The following is a 20,138-nucleotide window of genomic DNA, read 5'->3' on the forward strand; positions in this document are numbered from 1 at the left end:
CAAGGGCCCGACCGGGATCCGGCCCGGCCACCACGAGGATGGCCGGGCCGGATCCCGGTCGGGAACCCCCGGGGCAGCCGCCTGTTGCGGCGCCCCGCGGTGGTCAGCGGGAGAAGGCCTGGTCCAGCAGGACCGACGCCTCCTGGTCGTGACGGGCCTTGGAACCGGCCGCGGTGGAGGCCGAGGCCGGACGCGCCACCAGCGTGACCTCGCGGTCCAGCCGCGGCAGCAGGTTCAGGGCCATGAAGGGCCACGGTCCCTGGTTGGCCGGCTCGTCCTGGACCCAGCAGACCTGGGCGTCCGGGTACTTGGCCAGCTCGGCCGCGATCTCGTCCTCCGGCAGCGGGTAGAGCTGCTCCACGCGGACGATCGCCGTCTTGGTGTCCTGGTCCTTGGTCCGGCGCGCCAGCAGGTCGTAGTACAGCCGGCCGGAGACCAGCAGCACCTTCTCCACGGAGGAGTCCACCTCCCGGTCCGGGATGACGGCCTGGAAGCGGCCCCGGGTGAAGTCCTCCACCGAGGACGCCGCCGCCTTCAGGCGCAGCAGCTGCTTGGGTGTGAAGACGATCAGCGGGCGCCGCGGCCGGGCGTACGCCTGCTCGCGCAGCAGGTGGAAGTGGTTGGCGCCGTTGGAGGGGTTGGCCACCCGCATGTTGTCCTGCGCGCACATCTGCAGGAACCGCTCGATGCGGGCCGAGGAGTGGTCCGGCCCCTGGCCCTCGTACCCGTGGGGCAGCAACAGCACGAGCGAGGAGTTCTGGCCCCACTTCTGCTCCGAGGAGGAGAGGAACTCGTCGATCATGGTCTGGGCGCCGTTGACGAAGTCGCCGAACTGGGCCTCCCACAGCACCAGGGCGTCCGAGCGTTCCACGGAGTACCCGTACTCGAAGCCCATGGCCGCGTACTCGCTGAGGAGCGAGTCGTAGATCCAGAACTTCGCCTGGTCGCTGGAGAGGTTCTTCAGCGGCGTCCACTCGTCGTCGTTGGCCCGGTCGTGGAACACGGCGTGGCGCTGGACGAACGTCCCGCGGCGGGAGTCCTGGCCGGCCACGCGCACCGGCACGCCCTCCATGAGGAGGGAGCCGAACGCGGCCAGTTCCGCGAAGCCCCAGTCGATCTCGCCGTTGACGGCCATCTTGGCGCGCCGCTCGAGCAGTGCCTTCAGCTTCGGGTGGACGGTGAAGCCCTCCGGGATCTCGAGGTGCGCCTCGCCGATCCGCTGCAGGACCTCCTCGGGGATCCGGGTGCCGTCCGGGGCCTGCGGAGCGCGGTCGACCTCGTTCGAGGCCCTCTCCAGGCCCGCGCCGACCACCGGGATGGGGGAGGTCTGGGCCTCGTGGGTCTCCGAGAACACCCGCTCGAGGCGCTGCTGGTAATCGCGCAGCGCGGAGTCCGCCTCGTCCTGGGTGATGTCACCACGGCCGACGAGGTTCTCCACGTACAGCTTGCGGACGGAGCGCTTCTGCTCGATGAGGTTGTACATCCGCGGCTGGGTCATCGAGGGATCGTCGCCCTCGTTGTGGCCGCGACGCCGGTAGCAGATCAGGTCGATGACGACGTCCTTGTTGAACCGCTGCCGGTACTGGAAGGCCATCTGGGCCACGCGGACCACGGACTCCGGGTCGTCGCCGTTGACGTGGAAGATCGGCGCCTGGATGGTCTTGGCCACGTCCGTGGCGTAGACGGAGGACCGGGCCGAGGACGGCGGGGTGGTGAAGCCGACCTGGTTGTTGACGATCACGTGGATCGTGCCGCCCGTGCGGTACCCGCGCAGCTGGGACAGGTTCAGGGTCTCGACCACCACGCCCTGGCCGGCGAAGGCCGCGTCGCCGTGGACCAGGATCGGCAGCACCGAGTAGGAGTTCACGGACTCCGCACCGTGGTCCAGCCGGTCCTGCTTCGCGCGGACCAGTCCCTCCAGGACCGGGTTGACGGCCTCGAGGTGGGACGGGTTGGCGGCCAGGTAGACCTTCGTGCGGTTGCCGCGGTCCGAGACGAACGTGCCCTCGGTGCCCAGATGGTACTTGACGTCACCGGAGCCCTCGACGGACCCCGGGATCGCGGTGCCCTCGAACTCGCGGAAGACCTGTGCGTAGGTCTTCCCGGCGATGTTGGTGAGCACGTTGAGCCGGCCGCGGTGGGCCATGCCGATGCCCACCCCTTCCAGGCCCTCGTCCGCGGCACCGGAGATGACGCCGTCGAGCAGCGGGATCAGCGACTCGCCGCCCTCGAGGGAGAACCTCTTCTGGCCCACGAACTTGGTCTGCAGGAAGGTCTCAAACGCCTCGGCGGCGTTGAGCCGGCCGAGGATGCGCAGCTGCTCCTCCCGGGTCGGCTTGGAGTAGGGGTGCTCCAGCTCGTCCTGGAACCACTGGCGCTCGGCCGGGTCCTGGATGTGCATGTACTCCACGCCGGTGTTGCGGCAGTAGGCGTCACGCAGCACGCCCAGGATGTCGCGCAGCGGCAGCATCGGCTTGCCGCCGAAACCACCGGTCGGCCACTCGCGGTCCAGGTCCCACAGGGTCAGCCCGTGGTGCAGGATGTCCAGGTCCGGGTGCTTGCGCATCGTGTACTCGAGCGGGTCCACGTCCGCCATCAGGTGTCCGCGCACGCGGTAGGCGTGGATCAGCTGCTGGATCCGGGCCACCTTGTTGATCTGGTCCTCGGGGTTGACCTGGACGTCGGGCCGCCAGCGGGCCGGCTCGTAGGGGATGCGCAGGGACTCGAAGATCTCGTCGTAGAAGTCCTGCTCGCCCAGCAGCAGCCCGTGGATGAGCTTGAGGAACTCGCCCGAGGCAGCGCCCTGGATGACACGGTGGTCGTAGGTCGAGGTCAGCGTGATGGTCTTGGAGACCGCCAGCCGGTTCAGGGTCTTCTCCGAGGCGCCCTGGAACTCGGCCGGGTAGTTCAGGGCACCCACGCCGATGATCGCGGCCTGGCCCTCGGACAGCCGCGGGACGGAGTGCACCGTGCCGATGCCGCCGGGGTTGGTCAGCGAGACGGTCGTGTTCGCGTAGTCCTCGAGGCCCAGCTTGTTGTCGCGGGCACGCTTGACGAGGTCCTCGTAGGCCCGCCAGAACTCGATGAAGTTCAGGGACTCGGCGCCCTTGATGTTCGGCACGACCAGGGTGCGCGAACCGTCCTTCTGGGGCAGGTCGACGGCCAGTCCGAAGTTCACGTGCGCCGGCTCGACGAGGGAGGGCTTGCCGTCGACCTCGCGGTAGAGCACGTTCATGGCCGGGTACTGGGCCAGGGCGCGCACCAGGGCATAGCCGATCAGGTGGGTGAAGGACACCTTGCCACCGCGGGTGCGCTTGAGGTGGTTGTTGATGATGATCCGGTTGTCGATCAGCAGCTTGGCCGGGACATCACGCACCGTGGTGGCGGTGGGCATGGACAACGAGGCGTCCATGTTCTTCGCCACGGCCCGGGACATGCCGCGCAGCGGGGTGACCTTGTCCTCGAGCGGTTCGGAGGCGTCCTTCTTCTTGGACTTCTCCGGTTCCGAGGGCACGGGGGTGCCGGCCGGTGCGCTGGACTTCTTGACCGAGGGCGACTGGGAGGACGACGGGGACGCCGCCGTCTGCGCGGCAGGCTTGGCGGCGGGCCCGGGAGCGGCCTTCGGGGCGGGCTTCGCACCGGAGGCGGTGGCCGCGCTGGCACCGGACTGCTTGCCGGGGTCCCGGGGGAGGTCCTTCACCTGGGTCGCGGTCGAGGTGCCGGAAGGACGGGCCCGGTCGTTGGGCGTCCCGGCGCCGGCCGGGGACGCGCCACCGGCCGGTCCGTCCGCCTCGAGACGCTCGAAGATCTCCACCCACTTCGCGTCCACGGAGGACTTGTCCGCCTTGTACTTGTCGTAGATCTCCGCGACGAGCCATTCGTTTCCGGGGAATTCCGCGGAAAGCCGGTCGGACGTGAGTTCTGGCACGGTGGATACGCCTCTTCCGTAGTCATGATGTGATTCACCGGCGGGGATTTCGCCCGCGCGCCCCGCTCCGGTCCGGCGGGCACCGGACCGTGCAGTCCGGCCCGTGGGCACGCTCGTACCAGCATAGTGATATTTCGAGGTCAGGCACCAACGCCCCCGCGGGGAATTGCCGCCGTGGCGCGAACGGATGGGACGATGGGGCCATGGAGTTCATCACGGCCCCCACCACCGACCTCACCTACTCCGACGTCTTCCTGGTCCCCTCGAAGTCCGAGGTGACGAGCCGGATGGACGTCGACATCGCGGCCGACGACGGCACAGGCGCCACCATCCCGCTGGTGGCCGCCAACATGACCGCGGTGACGGGGCGGCGCATGGTGGAGACGATGGCGCGCCGCGGCGGCCTCGGCATCCTGCCCCAGGACGTGCCGATGACCGTGATCCGGCGAGTGGCCGGCTGGGTCAAGGACCGCCACCCCGTCTTCGAGACCCCGCTGGAGGTCCACCCCACGGACACCGTCCTGGACGTGCTGCACCTGCTGGGCAAGCGGAACCACCCGGCCGTGTGCGTCGTGGACGAGGGCGGCGCCTTCGTCGGGATCGTGCGCCACGAGGACTGCGAGGGGGTGGACCGCTTCTCCTCGGTCGACTCCGTCCTGCGTCAGCCGTCGATGGCCCTCCAGGCCGGTGACTTCCCGGCGCCGATCGGCGGGCGAGTGCCCGAACAGGCCCTCGAGAGGGCCTTCACCGCCATGGACGCCAGTGCCACGCCCTACGCGCCGGTGCTGGACGGGGACCGGCTGGTGGGCGTCCTGACGCCCGCCGGAGCGCTGCGCTCGGGCATGTTCGCCCCCGCGCTCGACGGCGACGGACGGCTGCGACTGGGCGCCGCCGTCGGGATCAACGGGGACGTGGCGGGCCGGGCCGCCGCCCTGGTGGAGGCCGGCGTGGACGTCCTGGTGGTGGACACCGCCCACGGCCACCAGCGCAAGATGCTCGACGCCCTGGCCACGGTGCGCGGGCTGGGCCTGACGGTGCCGGTGGTGGCCGGGAACGTGGTGTCCGCGGCCGGCGTGCGCGAGCTGGTCGCGGCCGGCGCGGACATCGTCAAGGTCGGCGTGGGCCCCGGCGCGATGTGCACCACGCGCATGATGACCGCGGTGGGCCGCCCGCAGTTCTCCGCGGTGCTGGAGTGCGCGGCCGCCGCCCGGGACCTGGGCAGGCGGGTGTGGGCCGACGGCGGCGTGCGGTATCCGCGGGACGTCGCCCTGGCGCTCGCGGCGGGTGCCTCCCAGGTGATGATCGGGTCCTGGTTCGCCGGCACCGTCGAGTCCCCGGGGGACCTGGTGACCGATGCCGACGGGCGTCGCTACAAGGAGAGCTTCGGCATGGCCTCGGCGCGGGCCGTCCAGAACCGGACGCGGACCGAGGACGCCTACGCCCGGGCCCGCAAGGCCATGTTCGAGGAGGGGATCTCCACCTCGAGGATGTACCTGGACCCCGAACGGCCCTCCGTGGAGGACCTGCTGGACATGATCACCGCCGGCGTGCGCTCGTCCATGACCTATGCCGGCGCCGCGGACCTCGAGCAGTTCCGGGAGCGCGCCGTGGTGGGCGTGCAGTCGGCCGCCGGCTATGAGGAGGGGCGGCCCCTCGCGCAGTCCTGGTGAGGGAGTGCCCGACGGGGGGAGGTCCCGGGCACCCCATATACTGGGTCCCATCATGGACAGACACCGATCCGGTGCCTCCTCCCGCCACCGCGCATCCGCCGCCGTGGCCGGAACGGAGCCCTCTAGTACGTGCTCACCCCTGACTGACGGCCGGCCCCCCGGGGCCCGCGCGGCCGCACCCCGCGACGGCGGTGAGCGCTGACCGTGGAATGGCTCCTGCTGGCCCTGGGCCTGCTGCTCATCCTGGGCACTGGGTTCTTCGTGGCCGTCGAGTTCTCGATGATCGCCCTGGACGTGCCCACCGTGCAGCGGCTGGTGGACGACGGCGACCGGGGTGCCGAGCCCCTGCTGAAGTGCCTGAAGTCGCTCTCGACGCAGCTCTCGGCCTGCCAGCTCGGCATCACGCTGACCACCCTGCTCACCGGTTACCTCATGGAGCCCTCCCTCGGGGCGCTGCTGGCAGGGCCGATGACCGCCTGGGGCGTGCCGGAGGCCACCGCCTCCACGGTGTCCCTCGTGGTGGCGATGGTGGTGGCCACACTGCTGTCGATGCTCGTCGGTGAGCTGATCCCGAAGAACCTGTCCATCGCCCGCTCGATGCAGGTCGGCCGCGCGCTGGCCCGTCCCCAACTGGTCTTCACCGCCGTGTTCCGGCCGGTGATCTTCGTGCTCAACGGATTCTCGAACCGCGTGCTGCACCTGTTCGGGATGGAGGCCAAGGAGGAGATCTCCGGGGCCCGCACCCCCGATGAGCTCTCCTCGCTGGTGCGCCGCTCGGCGGAGATGGGCACCCTGGACGAGAAGACGGCCAGTTTCGTGGACCGCACGCTGCGCTTCTCGGACCGCACCGCGGCGGACGTCATGACCCCGCGCATCCGCATGGAGTCCATCGAGGCTGACGAGCCGCTGGACTCGGTCATCGACATCGCCCGGCGCACCGGGTACTCCCGGTTCCCGGTCATCGGCGACTCCCCGGACGACGTCCGCGGGGTGCTGCACGTGAAGAAGGCCGTGGCCGTCCCGCGCGCCAAGCGTCCCGAGCTCGTCGCGGCCACCATCATGACCGACGTCGGCCGCGTTCCGGAGACCGTCCACCTGGACCAGTTGCTCGGCGAGCTGCGCTCGGCCAGCCTGCAGGTGGCGATGGTGGTGGACGAGTACGGCGGCACGGCCGGGATGGTCACCCTCGAGGACCTGGTGGAGGAGATCGTGGGGGAGGTCTCCGACGAGCACGACCGGGTGACACCGGGCGTGCTGCAGACCGCCTCCGGGAAGTGGTACTTCCCGGCCCTGATGCGCCCGGACGAGGTCGGCGCCCAGATCCCGTCCCTGAAGGTCCCGGAGGACGGCTCCTATGACACCGTCGGCGGGTACGTGATGGCCGTCCTGGGCCGGGTGGCCGAGGTCGGGGACCGCGTCGAGGCCGAGGGCGGCACGCTCGAGGTGGAGCGCATGGACGGCCGGCGCGTGGACCGGGTCAAGTTCATCCCGGCCGCGCGTGCCGCCGGGACCCCGTCCGCCGGGTCACCGGCGGAGGCGTCCCGGACCGCCCGCGGCGCCCGGACCCAGGAGGAGACCCGATGAATCAGGACATCATGGGCATGCTCTGGCTGGTCGTGCTGCTGGCGGCCAACGCCTTCTTCGTGGCGGGCGAGTTCGCCGTCATGGGCGCCCGCCGCAGCCAGGTCGAGCCGAAGGCCGAGGCCGGGTCCGGGCGGGCGAGGACGGCCCTGTTCGCCATGGAGCACGTCAGCCAGATGCTGGCCGTGTGCCAGCTCGGGATCACCGTCTGCTCGCTGCTGATCCTCAACGTCTCCGAGCCGGCCATCCACCACCTGCTGGTGTCCCCGCTGGAGGCGGCGGGGGTCCCGACGGCGGTCGCGGACGTCTCGGCGTTCGTCATCGCCCTGCTGGTGGTCACCTTCCTGCACGTCACCTTCGGCGAGATGGTCCCGAAGAACGCGGCCGTGTCCATGGCGGACAAGGCCGTCATGCTGCTGGCTACCCCGCTGGTCTGGCTGAACAAGGTGCTGCACCCGGTCATCGTCATGCTCAACTGGGCCGCGAACCTGGTGCTGCGCGCCCTCAAGGTCGAGCCCCAGGACGAGGTCAACTCCACCTACACCCTGGAGGAGGTCCAGTCGATCGTCGCCGAGTCCACCCGCACCGGGCTGGTGGACGACGGCTCCGGGCTGCTCAGCGGGGCCCTGGAGTTCTCGGACTACACCGCCGGTGCGGTGATGGTGCCCAGCGCCGAGTTGGTCACCCTGGCCGCGGACGTGGCCCCCGAGGCCTTCGAGAAGGCCGTGGGGCGGACCGGGTTCTCCCGGTTCGTGCTCCAGGACGCGGACGGCTCCTACACGGGCTACCTCCACCTCAAGGACGTCATGACCGTCCCGGAGCAGTACTACCGCGAACCCGTGCCCGTCACCAAGGTCCGCTCCCTGGCCAACGTGGGCGTCGCCGACGAGATCGAGGACGCGTTGTCCCTGATGCAGCGCACCGGTTCGCACCTGGCGCGCGTGATCTCCGCGGCGGGTGAGACGGTCGGCGTGCTGTTCCTCGAGGACGTGCTCGAGGTGCTGGTGGGGGAGATCCACGACGCCACCCAGTCGAACAACCCGAACCGGGTGCGTCGTCACGCCTGACGGGTCCGGGGGCTGGCCAGCCTTATTGGGAACAGTTCTCAACATGCTACGCTGGTCCCCATTCCCGACCGCTCTTCCCGAAGGACCCCGATGCCCGATTCCCCCCGCCCCGGCCGCCGTGCCCGCCCGCTCCCGACCGTGGCGGGCGTGAGCGGCCTGGCCGTCGTCGCCCTGCTCACCCTCACCTCCTGTGCCGGCGGCGGCCCGGGAGGCGCGGGAGGCACGGACCAGGAGACCGCGACGGGGGGCGAGCCGGTGGCCGTGGCGACCACGACGCAGCTCGGCAGCGTCCTGGCGGACATCACCGCCTGCGCGGGGACCTCGTCCCGCACGCTGATGGGCCCGGGGGACGACCCCCATGACTTCGCCCCGTCCTCCCAGCAGATCGCGGAGATGACCCGGACCGGGCTGGTCGTGGCCAACGGACTGGGCCTGGAGTCCGGGATGCAGGCCGCCCTGGACAATGCGGCCGCCGACGGCGCCACCCTGCTCGAGGTCGGCCCCCAGCTCGACCCGCTGCCGTACGCCTCCGAGGAGGACGCCCACGCGGAGGAGGAGGGGGAGGCCCCTGCCGGGGAGGACGCGGACGCCCACGGTGCACAGGATCCGCACGTGTGGATGGACGTCTCCCGGATGGCGACGGCCGCCGGGGTGATCGGTGACGAGCTCGCGCGCACGACCGGGGACGAGCGGTACGCGGACTGCGGACAGGAGGCCGCCGAGACCCTCGGGGCCGTGGACGCCGAGGTGCGCGAGGTCCTCGAGGCGATCCCCGCGGACCGCCGCACGCTGGTCACCGACCACGCCGCCTACGCCTACTTCGCCGACGCCTACGGCTTCGAGATCGCCGGCGTCGTCATCCCGGGTGGGGCCACCGACGCGGAACCGTCCTCCGAGCGGCTGGCCCAGCTGGTCGCGCAGATCGAGGACCAGGGCGCCGATGCCCTCGTCATGAGCGCCGGCTCGGGCAACAAGCTCATCCCCGCGCTCTCCGCGGAGACCGGCGGAGAGGTCCCCGTGGTCGAGGTCTACGAGGGCGGGGTGGGCCCCCAGGACTCCGGTGCCGAGGACTACGCCGACGCCATGGTGGCCACCGCGCGGGCCCTTGCGGACGCGCTCGCGTGAGCGGGCCCCGCACCGCACGCCGCCGCGAGCGGCCAGTAGGGTGGTCGCCGTGGACTGGTTGATCGAGCCCTTCGCCCTGGGATTCCAGCAGCGTGCCCTCGTCGGCGGCCTGGTCGCGGCGCTGATGTGCTCCGTCGTCGGCGTCTGGCTGGTGCTGCGCGGCATGAGCTTCTTCGGCGACGCCTTCGTGCACGGGGTGATCCCCGGCATCGCCGCGGCCGTGGTGGTGGGGTTCTCCCCCTACCTGGGCGCCGCGGTCGCCGCGGCCGCCATGGTCGGCGGGATGCAGCTCGTGTACCGGACCACCACGCTGAAGGAGGACACCTCGATCGGCCTGCTGTTCGTCGGGATGATGGCCCTGGGCGTGGTGATCATCTCCCGGGCCGAGTCCTACACCGGGTCCCTGACTGCCATCCTGTTCGGTGACGCGCTGGGCGTGACCTGGGCGGACATCCGCGTCCAGGCGATCATGGCCGTCGTGGTCATCCTCTTCGCCGTCCTGCTCTACCGCCCGCTGATGGCCCTGTCCTTCTCCCGGGCCAAGTCGGAGTCCCTGGGCATGCACCCGAAGCTGACCCACGCCCTGCTGCTGGTGCTCATCGCGACCGCCGTGATCGGCAGCTTCCAGGCCGTGGGCACCATGCTCGTCTTCGGGCTGCTGGTCGGCCCGCCGGCCACCGCGGCACTCGTGTCCCGGACGGTGCCGGTGATGTTCGCCGTCTCCACCGGCATCGCGGCGATCTCGGTGGTCGTGGGGCTGGGCCTGAGCTACCACCTGGGCACGGCGGGCTCGGCCACCATGGCCCTGGTGCCCATCGTGCTGTTCTTCATCGTCCTGACCGTCCGGGAGACCCTGCGCAGGATCCGCCCCCTGCGCCGCGGTGCCGAGGTGACGGCATGAGCGCCGCGGCCCAGGCGCTGGTCGAGGCCCGTGACCTCGTGCTGTCCCACGGGCGCCACGTCGCCCTGCGGGCCTCCACGTTCCGGGTGCCGGTGGGCGGGGTGACGGCCGTGATCGGACCCAACGGGTCCGGCAAGTCCACCCTGCTGCAGGCGATCGCCGGGGTGCTGGAGCCGACGTCGGGCTCGCTGCGCGTGCTCGGCGGATCCGCGCGCGCCAACCGCCGGCGGATCTCCTACGTCATGCAGTCCGTGGTGTTCCCGGTGGGCACGCCGATGACCGTGCGGGACGTCGTGAGGATGGGCCGCTACCCCTCCCGGGGGTGGCTGCGCCCGTTCTCCCGGGCGGATCGGGCCGCCGTGGCGGAGGCCCTCGAGAAGATGAACGTGACGGACCTGGCCGGCCGGCACCTGGAGGAGCTCTCCGGGGGCCAGCGGCAGCGCGTGTACGTGGCGCAGGGCCTGGCGCAGGGGCACGAGGTGCTCATGCTCGACGAGCCGATGACCGGACTGGACATCACCTCGGCCCGGACGATCGACCGCATCATCCACGCCGAGACGGAGCACGGGCACTCCGTGGTGCTGACCACCCATGACCTCGAGGAGGCCGGCGCCGCCGACCACGTGATCCTGGTCAACGGGCGCGTCGTGGCCTCCGGGGCCCCGGCGGAGGTCATGACCCGCAGGAACCTGGAGGACGTCTACGGGCTGGGGTCGCTGCACCGCTCCTCGGCACCGTTGCTCGTGGACCCGGACTGCGGGCCGGACGAGGTTCAGGGGCGCGAGCAGTCGGGGCAGATGCCGTAGATCTCCACCGTGTGCTCCGCATCCGTGAACCCGTGCTCGCTCGCGATCCGTGCGGTCCACCGCTCCACGGCCGGCGCCTCGATCTCCACGGCGCGCCCGCACCGCCGGCACACGAGGTGATGGTGGTGGGTCTGCACCTCGCAGCGCCGGTACAGGGACTCCCCGTCGTCCGGGTTGAGGACGTCCACCAGCCCCTCCTGCTGCTGCTGCTGCAGGATGCGGTAGACGGTGGCGAGGGAGACCTGCTCACCCTGGTCCTTGAGGAGGGCGAACAGGTCCTGGGCGCTGACGAAGTCGCGGAGTTCGTCCAGTGCCCTGTTCACCGCGGTCTTCTGCCGAGTGGACCGTCCCCGGGCCGGCCTGGGGGGCTGCGGCGGGGGCGGCGTGGTCGCGTCGGGTCCGGCGTTCATGTCCCGCACAGGCTACCAGCGCCGGGTCCGGCCCCGCGTCCTCCGCAGGCCCCGCCCGTCACCGGGTCCTCACCGGCTCACCGTCCACCCTCCTCGACCCGCGGTTGACCGGGCGGTTCGGTGCCGTTCCGGACGGGTCGGTGACTGACGACGGCCGAGGTTCCGGGATAGGCTGGCCGGGTGGAATCGCAGATCGCCCTGACCAAGTTCGGTCACGCGTGCGTCCGGCTGGAGAAGGCCGGCCGGCGCCTGGTCATCGACCCCGGGAACTTCACGGACGTCCCGGTGGCACTGGAGGGTGCCGAGCACATCCTCGTCACCCACGAGCACGCAGACCACCTCGACGACGGACCCGTCCTCGACTTCCTCGCGGCGAACCCGGAGGTCACCGTCCGTGCCCCCGCGGCCCCTGCCGCCCGGCTCGCCGGTGCCGCCGGCGCCGCCGGGGTCCCGGCCGAGCGGATCATCGCCACGGGTCCCGGGGAACAGTTCGAGACCGCGGGCTTCGCGGTGCGGACCGTGGGTGGCCAGCACGCCCTCATCCATCCCCAGATCCCCGTGGTCGCCAACACCGGCTACGTCCTCGACGGGCAGGTCTACCACCCCGGGGACAGCTACATCGTCCCCGACGGCCCGGCCCCGCACACCCTCCTGGTCCCGCTGAGCGCCCCGTGGTCCAAGCTGGCCGAGATGGTCGACTTCATCACCGCCGTGCGCCCCCGCCAGGCCATCCCCGTCCACGACGGGCTGCTCAACGGCCGCGGGCTGCCGATGTACCGCCGTCAGGCCACCGCGTTCGCCGAGCGCCACGGGACCACGCTGCTCGTCCTGGAGGAGGGGGAGACCGCGTGGATCGGGTGAACGGCGCCGCCCCCGTCCTGGTGGACGCACGGACGGTGGCCGCCTGGCAGGGCCATGCCCCGGCCGCGGCGCCGGTGCCGGACGGACCGCCACGTCCGGGGTTCGCGGCCACGGAGCCGCGTCCTGATCCCGAGGCCGTGAAGGTGCTGGACGTCCGGTGGACCGCCCTGGGGTCCCAGAACGGCCACGGCGAGTACCTGCGGGGCCACCTTCCCGGGGCGGTGTACGTGAGCATGGACAGCCAGCTGGCCGGCCACGACAACCCGCGCGAGGGCCGGCACCCGCTGCCGGACCCGGACCGGTTCGGGGACACCGTGCGGATGCTCGGCATCGACGACGGGGACACCGTGGTGGTCTACGACGACGCCCAGGGGACCTCGGCCGCCCGGGCCTGGTGGCTGCTGCGGCACGTGGGCCTGGACCGCACCTACCTGCTCGATGGCGGCCTGGCGGCCTGGCGGGCGGCCGGACTGCCGCTGCAGGCGGGGGAGGTGATCCCGCGCCCCGGCAACGCCCGGACCGACTGGGGCAGGATGCCGGTGCTCGACATGGACTCCGCCGCGGGCCTGCCCCGGTCCGGGCTGCTCCTGGACGCCCGGTCCGCCGCCCGCTACCGCGGGGAGGAGGAACCGCTGGACCCCCAGGCCGGACACATCCCCGGCGCCGTCAGCGCCCCCACCACGCAGAACGTGGACGAGGACGGCCGGTTCCTTCCGGCGGCCGAGCTGGCCGAGCGGTTCCGCGCCCTGGGGGCGGACCGGGACCACCCGGTGGGGGCCTACTGCGGCTCGGGCGTGAACGCCGCCCACGAGGTGGCCGCGCTGAACATCGCGGGGTACCGGGCGGCGCTGTTCCCCGGTTCCTGGTCGGCCTGGTCCAACACGCCGGGTCGTCCGGTGGCCACCGGCGAGCACCCCTGACGGCCCGCCGCGCGGATCCGCCCGCACCCGTCCCTGAACGTCCACCCACGCACCACCACGATGGAGGAGTCCACACCATGAGCACCGTCTTCACGCGCATCATCAACGGGGAGCTGCCCGGCCGCTTCGTCTGGCAGGACGAGACCTGCGCGGCCTTCCTGTCCATCGGTCCCCTGACCCAGGGTCACACCCTCGTGGTGCCCCGCGCCGAGGTGGACAAGTGGACCGAGGCGGATCCGGGGCTCGTCTCGCACCTGGTCACGGTGGCCCAGGCGATCGGCAAGGTGCAGGTGGAGGCCTTCGGCGCCCAGCGGGCCGGACTGATGGTCGCCGGGTACGAGATCCCGCACCTGCACGTGCACGTCTGGCCGTCCAACTCCCTCGACGACTTCGACCTGGAGCAGGTGGACAACAGCCCCGAGCCGGAGGACCTGGACGCCGCCGCCGAGAAGATCCGTGCCGGGCTGCGGGTGGCCGGTCACGGGGAGTTCGTCCCCGGGGACTGACGCCCTGGCCGGTACCGGCTAGGGCCGGGCCCGGACCTGGATCCGGCCGTCCCGCACCCGCGTCTCGTAGGCCGGCTGGGCGACGCTGGCCGGGCCGCGGACGATGCTTCCGTCCCCCAGCCGGAACGTGCTGCCATGCCAGGGGCAGGTGACGCAGCCGTCGGCGATGGTGCCCTCCTCCAGGGGGCCGCCCATGTGGCTGCAGACGCTGTCCAGCGCGGTGATCCCCTCCGCGTCCCACACCAGCAGCACGGACACCGGGCCCGCCTGCACCACGCGGTGCCCGCCGGGCGTCAGCTCCGCGGCGTCCAGGACCTCGGTCCAGTCCCGGGGGCCCTTGCGCCACGCGGTCCGGTTCACGTTGACGCCCAGGGCGTAGCTGAGGTGCCCACCGAGGTACCCGCCGGCCATGACGGCCCCGAGCCCGGCCAGGCCGAGGACCTTGCCCGCGGTGCGGGCCCCGCGGCGGCGGGACACGAAGGAGGCCGTGTAGAGGGCCAGGCCGATGTTGACGGAGGCGGCGTGCACCTGGCCCACCCGGCGGGCGGCACCCTGGGTGTCGGACCAGTCGTTGAGCCCGGTGGCGGCCGTGGGGACGGCGCTCGCCATCCCGGCGGCCACGAGCAGGTCGGCGGCCGGTTCGGACGCCCGTCCTCCCACCAGGTCCAGCAGCGTGGCCATGGACCAGGCCCCGATCGGCAGGTCGGTGAGCAGCGGATGCGCCGGGTGTCCCAGGGCGGTGCCGCTGAGGAGATTGCGTACCGGCCTCGGGCTCACCACCCGTCCCACGGCGGCCGCGGCGGGACGCCCGACCCGGTCCAGCGCCTTCCAGCGCTCCACGCGTCCCATGAGCTCGTCGAGTACCTTCATGGCGGCCAGTGTGGCACCGGCGCCTCGACGCGGACAAGGGACCGCAGGCCGCCGCCGCGGGCCGTCAGGTCAGCCCGTGGCCTGCCTCAGGGCCTGACGGACGCGCTTCTCGGAGACGGACACGGCGGTGCCGAGGTCCTGCGCGAAGAAGCTGATCCGCAACTCCTCGAGCAGCCAGCGCACCTCCTCCAGGGCCGCGGGCACCGGCCGGCCGGCCGGTACGGCGGCGACGGCGGCATCGAAGTCGTCCTCGAGGGCCTGGACCACGGCCATGTCCAGGCCGTCCCGTTGCAGGTGCCCACCGGCCTGGAGCCTCTCGATCCGGCGCAGCATGCCGTCCAGGTAGCGCGGCAGGTGCTGCAGGTGCCGCCATCCCGTGGCCGCCACGAAGCCGGGGACGATGAGCTGGTCCAGCTGGGCCTTGATGTCACTGAGCGCCGGCGCCATCGCCAGGGACACCGAGCCCTTGAGCTCGCGGCGGACCCGGCTGGCGCGGGACAGGACCTTCTCCACGACGGCCGTCACGGCGAACACCGTGTCGATCAGTTCCGCGCGCACGGCGGTGAACAGGTCCTGGAACTCGCCGGCGGTGAAGGGCAGGTCCTCGGGCACCAGCCTGTCCACCGCGGCCCGGGTGCAGTCGGCCACCAGCTGGTCCACCGAGCCGTGGGGGTTCTGCGTGAAGGTCAGCTTCTCCCGGTTGTCCAGGTGGTCCAGCACGTAGCGCTGCGGGCTCGGGACCTGGGCGAGCAGCAGGTTCACCACACCGGCCCGGTGGGCGGCGCGCTGGTCCGCCTCGGTGCGGAACACGGTCAGCCCGGCCGCCGGGGAACCGTTCGCCAGGGTCTCGGCGGTCAGACCCGGATACCCGGTGATGCGCTGCGTCCCGGACCCGGCGGCGATCCTGGTGTCCAGCTTGCGGGGGATGTCCCCGACGTCCCACGTCGTCATGCCGTGGCGTTCGGCCAGGGCCGGCACCGCGGACCGGGCCGGTCCTGCCTGCCCGCCGCCCGGCGTCGCACCCCGGCCGGTCCCGCCGCGGCCGCCCGTCCCGGGGACGGCGCCGGGGGAGGGGGTGCCGCCGGCGGGCCCTGCCGCGGGGCCGCCGGCGGCCCGCGCCAGCGACTCGGCGATGGCCGTGCGATTCTGGCCGGCCAGCCGGTCCTGCAGGGCCGCCAGGTCCTGGCCGCCGCCGATCACCGCACCGCGGCCGTCGACCACCCGGTAGTCGGGCACCAGGTGCGGCGGCACCGCCGAGAGGTCCCAGGACCCCGGCGGGATGACGAAGCCCTTGAGCCGGCGCAACGCCAGCTCCAGCGCGGGCAGCAGGTCGTCGACCTGCGGGTCGGCGTCCTGGCCCAGGCGCTCGACGGCGGCCCGGGCCACGTCCGGGGCCGGCACGAAGTTCTTCCGCACGGCCTTGGGCAGCGACTTGATCAGCGCGGTCACCAGTTCCACGCGCAGCCCCGGGACCAGCCACCGGAAGCGCTCCGGGTCCATCTGGTTGAGCATCAGGACCGGGATGATGACCGTGATGCCGTCCGGTTCGCCCGCGGTCGCGGCCGGGTTGAAGTCGTAGGACAGGTCCAGGTCGATCCCGCCACCGGCCGTGGGGTGGTGGAAGGTGGTGGGGAACTGGCCGGTGTCCAGCTCGTCGGTGTCCACCGCCAGCAGGGACCGCGGGTCGAAGTCGAGCAGCTCCGGACTCCGGTGGCGGGCCTTCTTCCACCAGGAGTCGAAGTGCCGCTCGGAGACGACCGTGGCGGGGATCCGGGCGTCGTAGAACTCGAACAGGTCCTGGTCCGAGACACGCAGGTCGCGCCGGCGCAACCGCGTCTCCAGTTCCTCGACCTCGGCCAGGGCCTGGCGGTTGCGGGCGAAGAAGTGGTGGCGGGTCTTCCAGTCACCCTCCACCAGCGCGTGCCGGATGAACAGCTCGCGGGACAGGGCCGGGTCGATCCTCCAGAACTGCACCGGGCGGTCGGGGACGAGGGTGACGCCGAACAGCGTGACCTTCTCCCGGGCCACCACGGAACCGGAGCGGCGGGACCAGTGCGGCTCGTTGTAGGTGCGCTTGGCCAGGGCCCCGGCCGCCTCCACCGCCCAGTCCGGATCGATCCTCGCCACCATCCGCGCCCAGAGCCGCGAGGTCTCCACCAGTTCGGCCGCCATGACGAAGGCGTGGCGCTTCTTGAACAGGGCCGAACCGGGGAACACGGCGAACCGGGTGTTCCGGGCGCCGGCGTACTCGCGCTTGCGCTCGTCCCAGGAGCCGATGTGGGACAGCAGCCCGGACAGCAGGGACCGGTGGACGGCCTCGTGCTGTCCCACCGGGTCCACCGGGCCGGGCGAGACCGAGATGCCCAGGGGCCTGGCCAGCTGGCGCAATTGCTGGACCAGGTCCTGCCACTCGCGCACCCGCAGGTAGTTGATGTACTCGCTGCGGCACATCCTGCGGAACTGGTTGCCGGAGAGCTCCTTCTGGCGCTCGCGCAGGTAGGACCACAGGTTCAGCAGCGCGGAGAAGTCCGAGTTCTCGTCCCTGAACCGGGCGTGCTGCTCGTCGGCCTGGGCCCGCTGCTCCGTGGGGCGTTCCCGGGGGTCCTGGATGGTCAGGGCCGCGGCGAGGACCATGACCTCGCGCACGCAGCCGCGCTCGCCGGCCTCGACGATCATCCGCCCCAGGCGCGGGTCCACCGGCAGCCGCGCCAGCTTCCGCCCCACCGGCGTGATCGTGCCCTTGGGGTAGGCCTTGCCCCGGGCGTCGGGCTGGCCGCTGTTCAGCGCCCCGAGCTCGGTGAGCACCGCGGCGCCGTCGGTGACCTGGCGGGAGTCCGGGGCCTGCAGGAACGGGAAGTCCCCGACGTCGGCCGGGGTGCGCGCCACGCCCATCGAGCACATCTGCAGGATGACCGCGGAGAGGTTGGTGCGCAGGATCTCCGGGTCGGTGAACTCCGGCCGGGAGGCGAAGTCCTCCTCGGAGTACAGGCGGATCGCGATGCCGTCCGAGGTGCGTCCGCACCGGCCCGAGCGCTGGTTCGCGCTGGCCTGGCTGATCCGCTCGATCGGCAGCCGCTGGACCTTGGTGCGGTGGGAGTACCGGGAGATCCGCGCGGTGCCGGTGTCGATGACGTACTTGATGCCCGGCACGGTCAGGGACGTCTCGGCGACGTTCGTGGCCAGGATGATCCGCCGGCGACCGCCCGGGGAGAAGACCCGGTGCTGCTCGGCCATGGACAACCGGCCGTACAGCGGCAGCACCTCCGTGGTGCCCAGCCGGCGGTTGGCCGCGACGCGCGGGGCCAGGGCCTCGGCGGCGTCGCGGATCTCCCGCTCACCGGAGAAGAACACCAGGATGTCCCCTCCGGGCTCCCGGGAGAGCTCGTCGACGGCGTCGCAGACCGCGTCCACCGGGTCCCGGGCGTCCTCGTCATCGTCCGCGTCGTCGTCGGGATCGTCCTGCGGCCGGGGCTGGTCCAGGGGCCGGTAGCGGATCTCCACCGGGTAGGTGCGTCCGGAGACCTCGATGATCGGGGCCGGCACCGGTGCGTCGCCGGGTGCGGCGTCCGGGGCCGGCAGGGCGAAGTGCGCGGCGAAGGACTCCGGGTCGATCGTGGCGGAGGTGATGACCACGCGCAGGTCGGGCCGTTCGGGCAGGACCCGCTTGAGGTAGCCCAGCAGCACGTCGATGTTCAGGCTGCGCTCGTGGGCCTCGTCGATGATGATGGCGGCGTACTTCGACAGCAGCCGGTCGTGCTGGATCTCGGTCAGCAGGATGCCGTCCGTCATGACCTTCACCCGGGTGTCCGCCGAGGTCTCGGCGGTGAACCGGACCTGGTAGCCCACGTCGGTGCCGATCGGGGTGCCGAGCTCGTGGGCGATGCGCTCGGCCACGGACCGTGCCGCCAGCCGGCGCGGCTGGGTGTGCCCGATCATGCCGGTGCCGGACACGGCCGGCTCATCCGGGTCCAGGGACAGTTCCAGGAGCATCTTGGGCAGCTGGGTGGTCTTTCCCGAACCCGTCTCCCCGGCCACGATGACCACCTGGTGGTCCCGGATGGCATCCTTGATGGTGTCCCGCTCGGCCGAGACCGGCAACTGCGGTGGGTACTCGAGGCGGATGGTGGCGGCGGGGGACTGGGACATGGCACCGGCCAGTCTAGTCGCCGGGACGGCCGGACCACGGCCTGTCTGCGGCGGGGCCGCCCGGCGGACCAGACGTCCTGATCCGGAGGGCTTCTCCCCGGCGATGAGAACAGAAGGTCTGCCGATCCGTGTCCCTGGGACGGGATTTTCCACGGAGAGGGCGCGTTGTGGTGCATTGTGTTGCGCGTCACGTCTATTCTTAGCTTCCAACGTCCCCGGTCATCCCACCCGACGGCGCAGCCTGCGTCCATCCGCCGGGGACCGCGGCATGGAAAGGACCATCATCATGATTCGCACCCACAAGGCCCGCACCGGGCTTCGTGCCGGGGCCCTGCTGGCCGTCTCCGCCCTCGCACTGACCGCCTGCGGCGGTTCCGGCAACGGCGGGGAGGCCACGGCAGGCGGCGGCGAGGGCACCGAGGCCGACGCCCAGTCGTACAACATCGCCATCTCCCAGTTCGTCACCCACCCCTCCCTGGACGCCGCCCGCAAGGGCTTCGAGGAGGGCCTCGAGGAGGCCGGGCTGGACGTCACCCTCGACGTGCAGAACGCCCAGGGCGACCAGGCCACCGCGAACACCATCGCCGGCACCTTCGCCTCGGCCGAGCCGGACCTGATCCTGGCCGTCGCGACCCCCTCGGCCCTGACCGTGGCCCAGGCGGTCAGCGACATCCCGGTGCTGTTCACCGCCGTGACCGATCCGGTGACCGCCAAGCTCGTGGACTCCCTCGAGGCCCCGGGCGCGAACGTCACGGGCACCTCGGACGCCAACCCCGTGCTGGAGCAGTTGCAGCTGCTCAAGGAACTGGCCCCCGAGGCCAAGCGGGTGGGCATCGTCTACTCCTCCGGTGAGGTCAACTCGGAGGTCCAGGTCGAGTGGGCCAAGGAGGCCGCCGGTGAGCTGGGCATGGAGATCGTCGAGGCCACCGTCTCGAACTCCTCCGAGGTGCAGCAGGCCGCCAACTCCCTGGACGTGGACGCGTTCTACGTGCCGACCGACAACGCCGTCGTCTCCGCCCTCGAGTCCCTGCTGGGCGTGGCCCAGAACCAGAAGATCCCGGTCATCGCGGCCGAGGGTGACTCGGTGGAGCGCGGGGCCGTGGCCACCTACGGCCTGAACTACGAGAAGCTGGGCGCCCAGACCGCCGAGATGGCCGTGCGCATCCTCACCGAGGACGCCGATCCCGCCACCATGCCGGTCGAGACCCCCACCGAGCTGGAGCTCTACGTCAACCCGAAGGCCGCCGAGGCCATGGGCGTGGAGATCCCCCAGTCGATGCTCGACGAGGCCGACCACACGGTCGGCGAGTAACCGCCCCGCCCGGCGCCCCTCACCTCCCACGACGC

At 71.9% G+C, this 20,138-nt stretch carries 14 protein-coding genes; 10 read left to right on the top strand and 4 right to left on the bottom strand.

Translation table 11 applies throughout. The annotated features are described in order from the left end of the window. Positions 1-103 precede the first annotated feature (103 nt). Entirely contained in the window at positions 104-3,928 is a 3,825-nt protein-coding gene (locus tag GGQ69_RS03165; RefSeq protein ID WP_183524515.1) for a multifunctional oxoglutarate decarboxylase/oxoglutarate dehydrogenase thiamine pyrophosphate-binding subunit/dihydrolipoyllysine-residue succinyltransferase subunit, read from the bottom strand. A gap of 203 nt (positions 3,929-4,131) precedes the next feature. Between GGQ69_RS03165 and GGQ69_RS03170 the strand changes: the two genes are divergently transcribed. From GGQ69_RS03170 to GGQ69_RS03195, 6 genes are all read left to right on the top strand, one after another. Next, positions 4,132-5,598, top strand: a complete 1,467-nt coding sequence (locus GGQ69_RS03170) for a GuaB1 family IMP dehydrogenase-related protein (RefSeq protein ID WP_183524518.1) — start codon at positions 4,132-4,134, stop codon at positions 5,596-5,598. Positions 5,599-5,802: 204 nt separating this feature from the next. Beyond that, positions 5,803-7,182, top strand: coding sequence for a hemolysin family protein (locus tag GGQ69_RS03175; protein WP_183524521.1), 1,380 nt, complete (start codon positions 5,803-5,805; stop codon positions 7,180-7,182). Further along, complete coding sequence (locus GGQ69_RS03180) at positions 7,179-8,246, top strand: hemolysin family protein (protein WP_183524524.1); 1,068 nt, start codon at positions 7,179-7,181, stop codon at positions 8,244-8,246. The genes GGQ69_RS03175 and GGQ69_RS03180 overlap by 4 nt, the downstream gene beginning before the upstream one ends. Before the next feature lie 90 nt (positions 8,247-8,336). Further along, positions 8,337-9,371 (top strand): metal ABC transporter substrate-binding protein, encoded by a 1,035-nt coding sequence (locus GGQ69_RS03185; RefSeq protein ID WP_183524527.1) that lies wholly within the window; start codon positions 8,337-8,339, stop codon positions 9,369-9,371. Between the two features lie 49 nt (positions 9,372-9,420). After that, positions 9,421-10,272 carry a metal ABC transporter permease gene (locus GGQ69_RS03190; protein WP_183524530.1) on the top strand — a complete coding sequence of 284 codons (852 nt, stop codon included), beginning with the start codon at positions 9,421-9,423 and terminating at the stop codon, positions 10,270-10,272. After that, positions 10,269-11,078, top strand: a complete 810-nt coding sequence (locus GGQ69_RS03195; RefSeq protein ID WP_183524533.1) for a metal ABC transporter ATP-binding protein — start codon at positions 10,269-10,271, stop codon at positions 11,076-11,078. Before GGQ69_RS03190 ends, GGQ69_RS03195 begins: the two co-directional genes overlap by 4 nt. Here the strand turns inward: GGQ69_RS03195 and GGQ69_RS03200 are convergent. After that, positions 11,045-11,488, bottom strand: a complete 444-nt coding sequence (locus GGQ69_RS03200; RefSeq protein WP_183524536.1) for a Fur family transcriptional regulator — start codon at positions 11,486-11,488, stop codon at positions 11,045-11,047. The two genes, GGQ69_RS03195 and GGQ69_RS03200, sit on opposite strands and share 34 nt — an antisense overlap. Before the next feature lie 180 nt (positions 11,489-11,668). Between GGQ69_RS03200 and GGQ69_RS03205 the strand changes: the two genes are divergently transcribed. The 3 genes from GGQ69_RS03205 (at position 11,669) to GGQ69_RS03215 (ending at position 13,775) form a co-directional block, all read left to right on the top strand. Then, positions 11,669-12,349: an MBL fold metallo-hydrolase gene (locus GGQ69_RS03205; RefSeq protein ID WP_183524539.1), complete on the top strand. Its 681-nt coding sequence runs from the start codon at positions 11,669-11,671 to the stop codon at positions 12,347-12,349. Then, positions 12,337-13,269, top strand: a complete 933-nt coding sequence (locus tag GGQ69_RS03210; RefSeq protein ID WP_183524542.1) for a sulfurtransferase — start codon at positions 12,337-12,339, stop codon at positions 13,267-13,269. Before GGQ69_RS03205 ends, GGQ69_RS03210 begins: the two co-directional genes overlap by 13 nt. Before the next feature lie 77 nt (positions 13,270-13,346). After that, complete coding sequence (locus GGQ69_RS03215; protein WP_010144314.1) at positions 13,347-13,775, top strand: HIT family protein; 429 nt, start codon at positions 13,347-13,349, stop codon at positions 13,773-13,775. Between the two features lie 18 nt (positions 13,776-13,793). Here the strand turns inward: GGQ69_RS03215 and GGQ69_RS03220 are convergent, their stop codons facing one another. Together GGQ69_RS03220 and hrpA are read right to left on the bottom strand one after the other, a co-directional pair. Beyond that, entirely contained in the window at positions 13,794-14,645 is an 852-nt protein-coding gene (locus GGQ69_RS03220; protein ID WP_183524546.1) for a Rieske 2Fe-2S domain-containing protein, read from the bottom strand. 69 nt (positions 14,646-14,714) lie between these two features. Continuing rightward, on the bottom strand, positions 14,715-18,791 hold the full coding sequence (gene hrpA, locus GGQ69_RS03225) for an ATP-dependent RNA helicase HrpA (protein ID WP_183524549.1): 4,077 nt from the start codon (positions 18,789-18,791) through the stop codon (positions 14,715-14,717). 286 nt (positions 18,792-19,077) lie between these two features. Here hrpA and GGQ69_RS03230 point away from each other — a divergent pair, with 286 nt between their 5' ends. Further along, positions 19,078-20,103: an ABC transporter substrate-binding protein gene (locus GGQ69_RS03230; protein ID WP_183524552.1), complete on the top strand. Its 1,026-nt coding sequence runs from the start codon at positions 19,078-19,080 to the stop codon at positions 20,101-20,103. Positions 20,104-20,138: the final 35 nt, after the last annotated feature.

Source organism: Micrococcus sp. TA1 (assembly GCF_014199555.1).
GTDB lineage: Bacteria > Actinomycetota > Actinomycetes > Actinomycetales > Micrococcaceae > Citricoccus.

Bases quoted from the DNA above. Each gene is read 5' to 3' on its own strand.
- GGQ69_RS03170 (WP_183524518.1), top strand. From the start codon at position 4,132: ATGGAGTTCATCACGGCCCCCACCACCGACCTCACCTACTCCGACGTC.
- GGQ69_RS03180 (WP_183524524.1), top strand. From the start codon at position 7,179: ATGAATCAGGACATCATGGGCATGCTCTGGCTGGTCGTGCTGCTGGCG.
- GGQ69_RS03185 (WP_183524527.1), top strand. From the start codon at position 8,337: ATGCCCGATTCCCCCCGCCCCGGCCGCCGTGCCCGCCCGCTCCCGACC.
- GGQ69_RS03195 (WP_183524533.1), top strand. From the start codon at position 10,269: ATGAGCGCCGCGGCCCAGGCGCTGGTCGAGGCCCGTGACCTCGTGCTG.
- GGQ69_RS03200 (WP_183524536.1), bottom strand. From the start codon at position 11,488: ATGAACGCCGGACCCGACGCGACCACGCCGCCCCCGCCGCAGCCCCCC.
- GGQ69_RS03215 (WP_010144314.1), top strand. From the start codon at position 13,347: ATGAGCACCGTCTTCACGCGCATCATCAACGGGGAGCTGCCCGGCCGC.
- GGQ69_RS03220 (WP_183524546.1), bottom strand. From the start codon at position 14,645: ATGAAGGTACTCGACGAGCTCATGGGACGCGTGGAGCGCTGGAAGGCG.
- hrpA (WP_183524549.1), bottom strand. From the start codon at position 18,791: ATGTCCCAGTCCCCCGCCGCCACCATCCGCCTCGAGTACCCACCGCAG.
- GGQ69_RS03230 (WP_183524552.1), top strand. From the start codon at position 19,078: ATGATTCGCACCCACAAGGCCCGCACCGGGCTTCGTGCCGGGGCCCTG.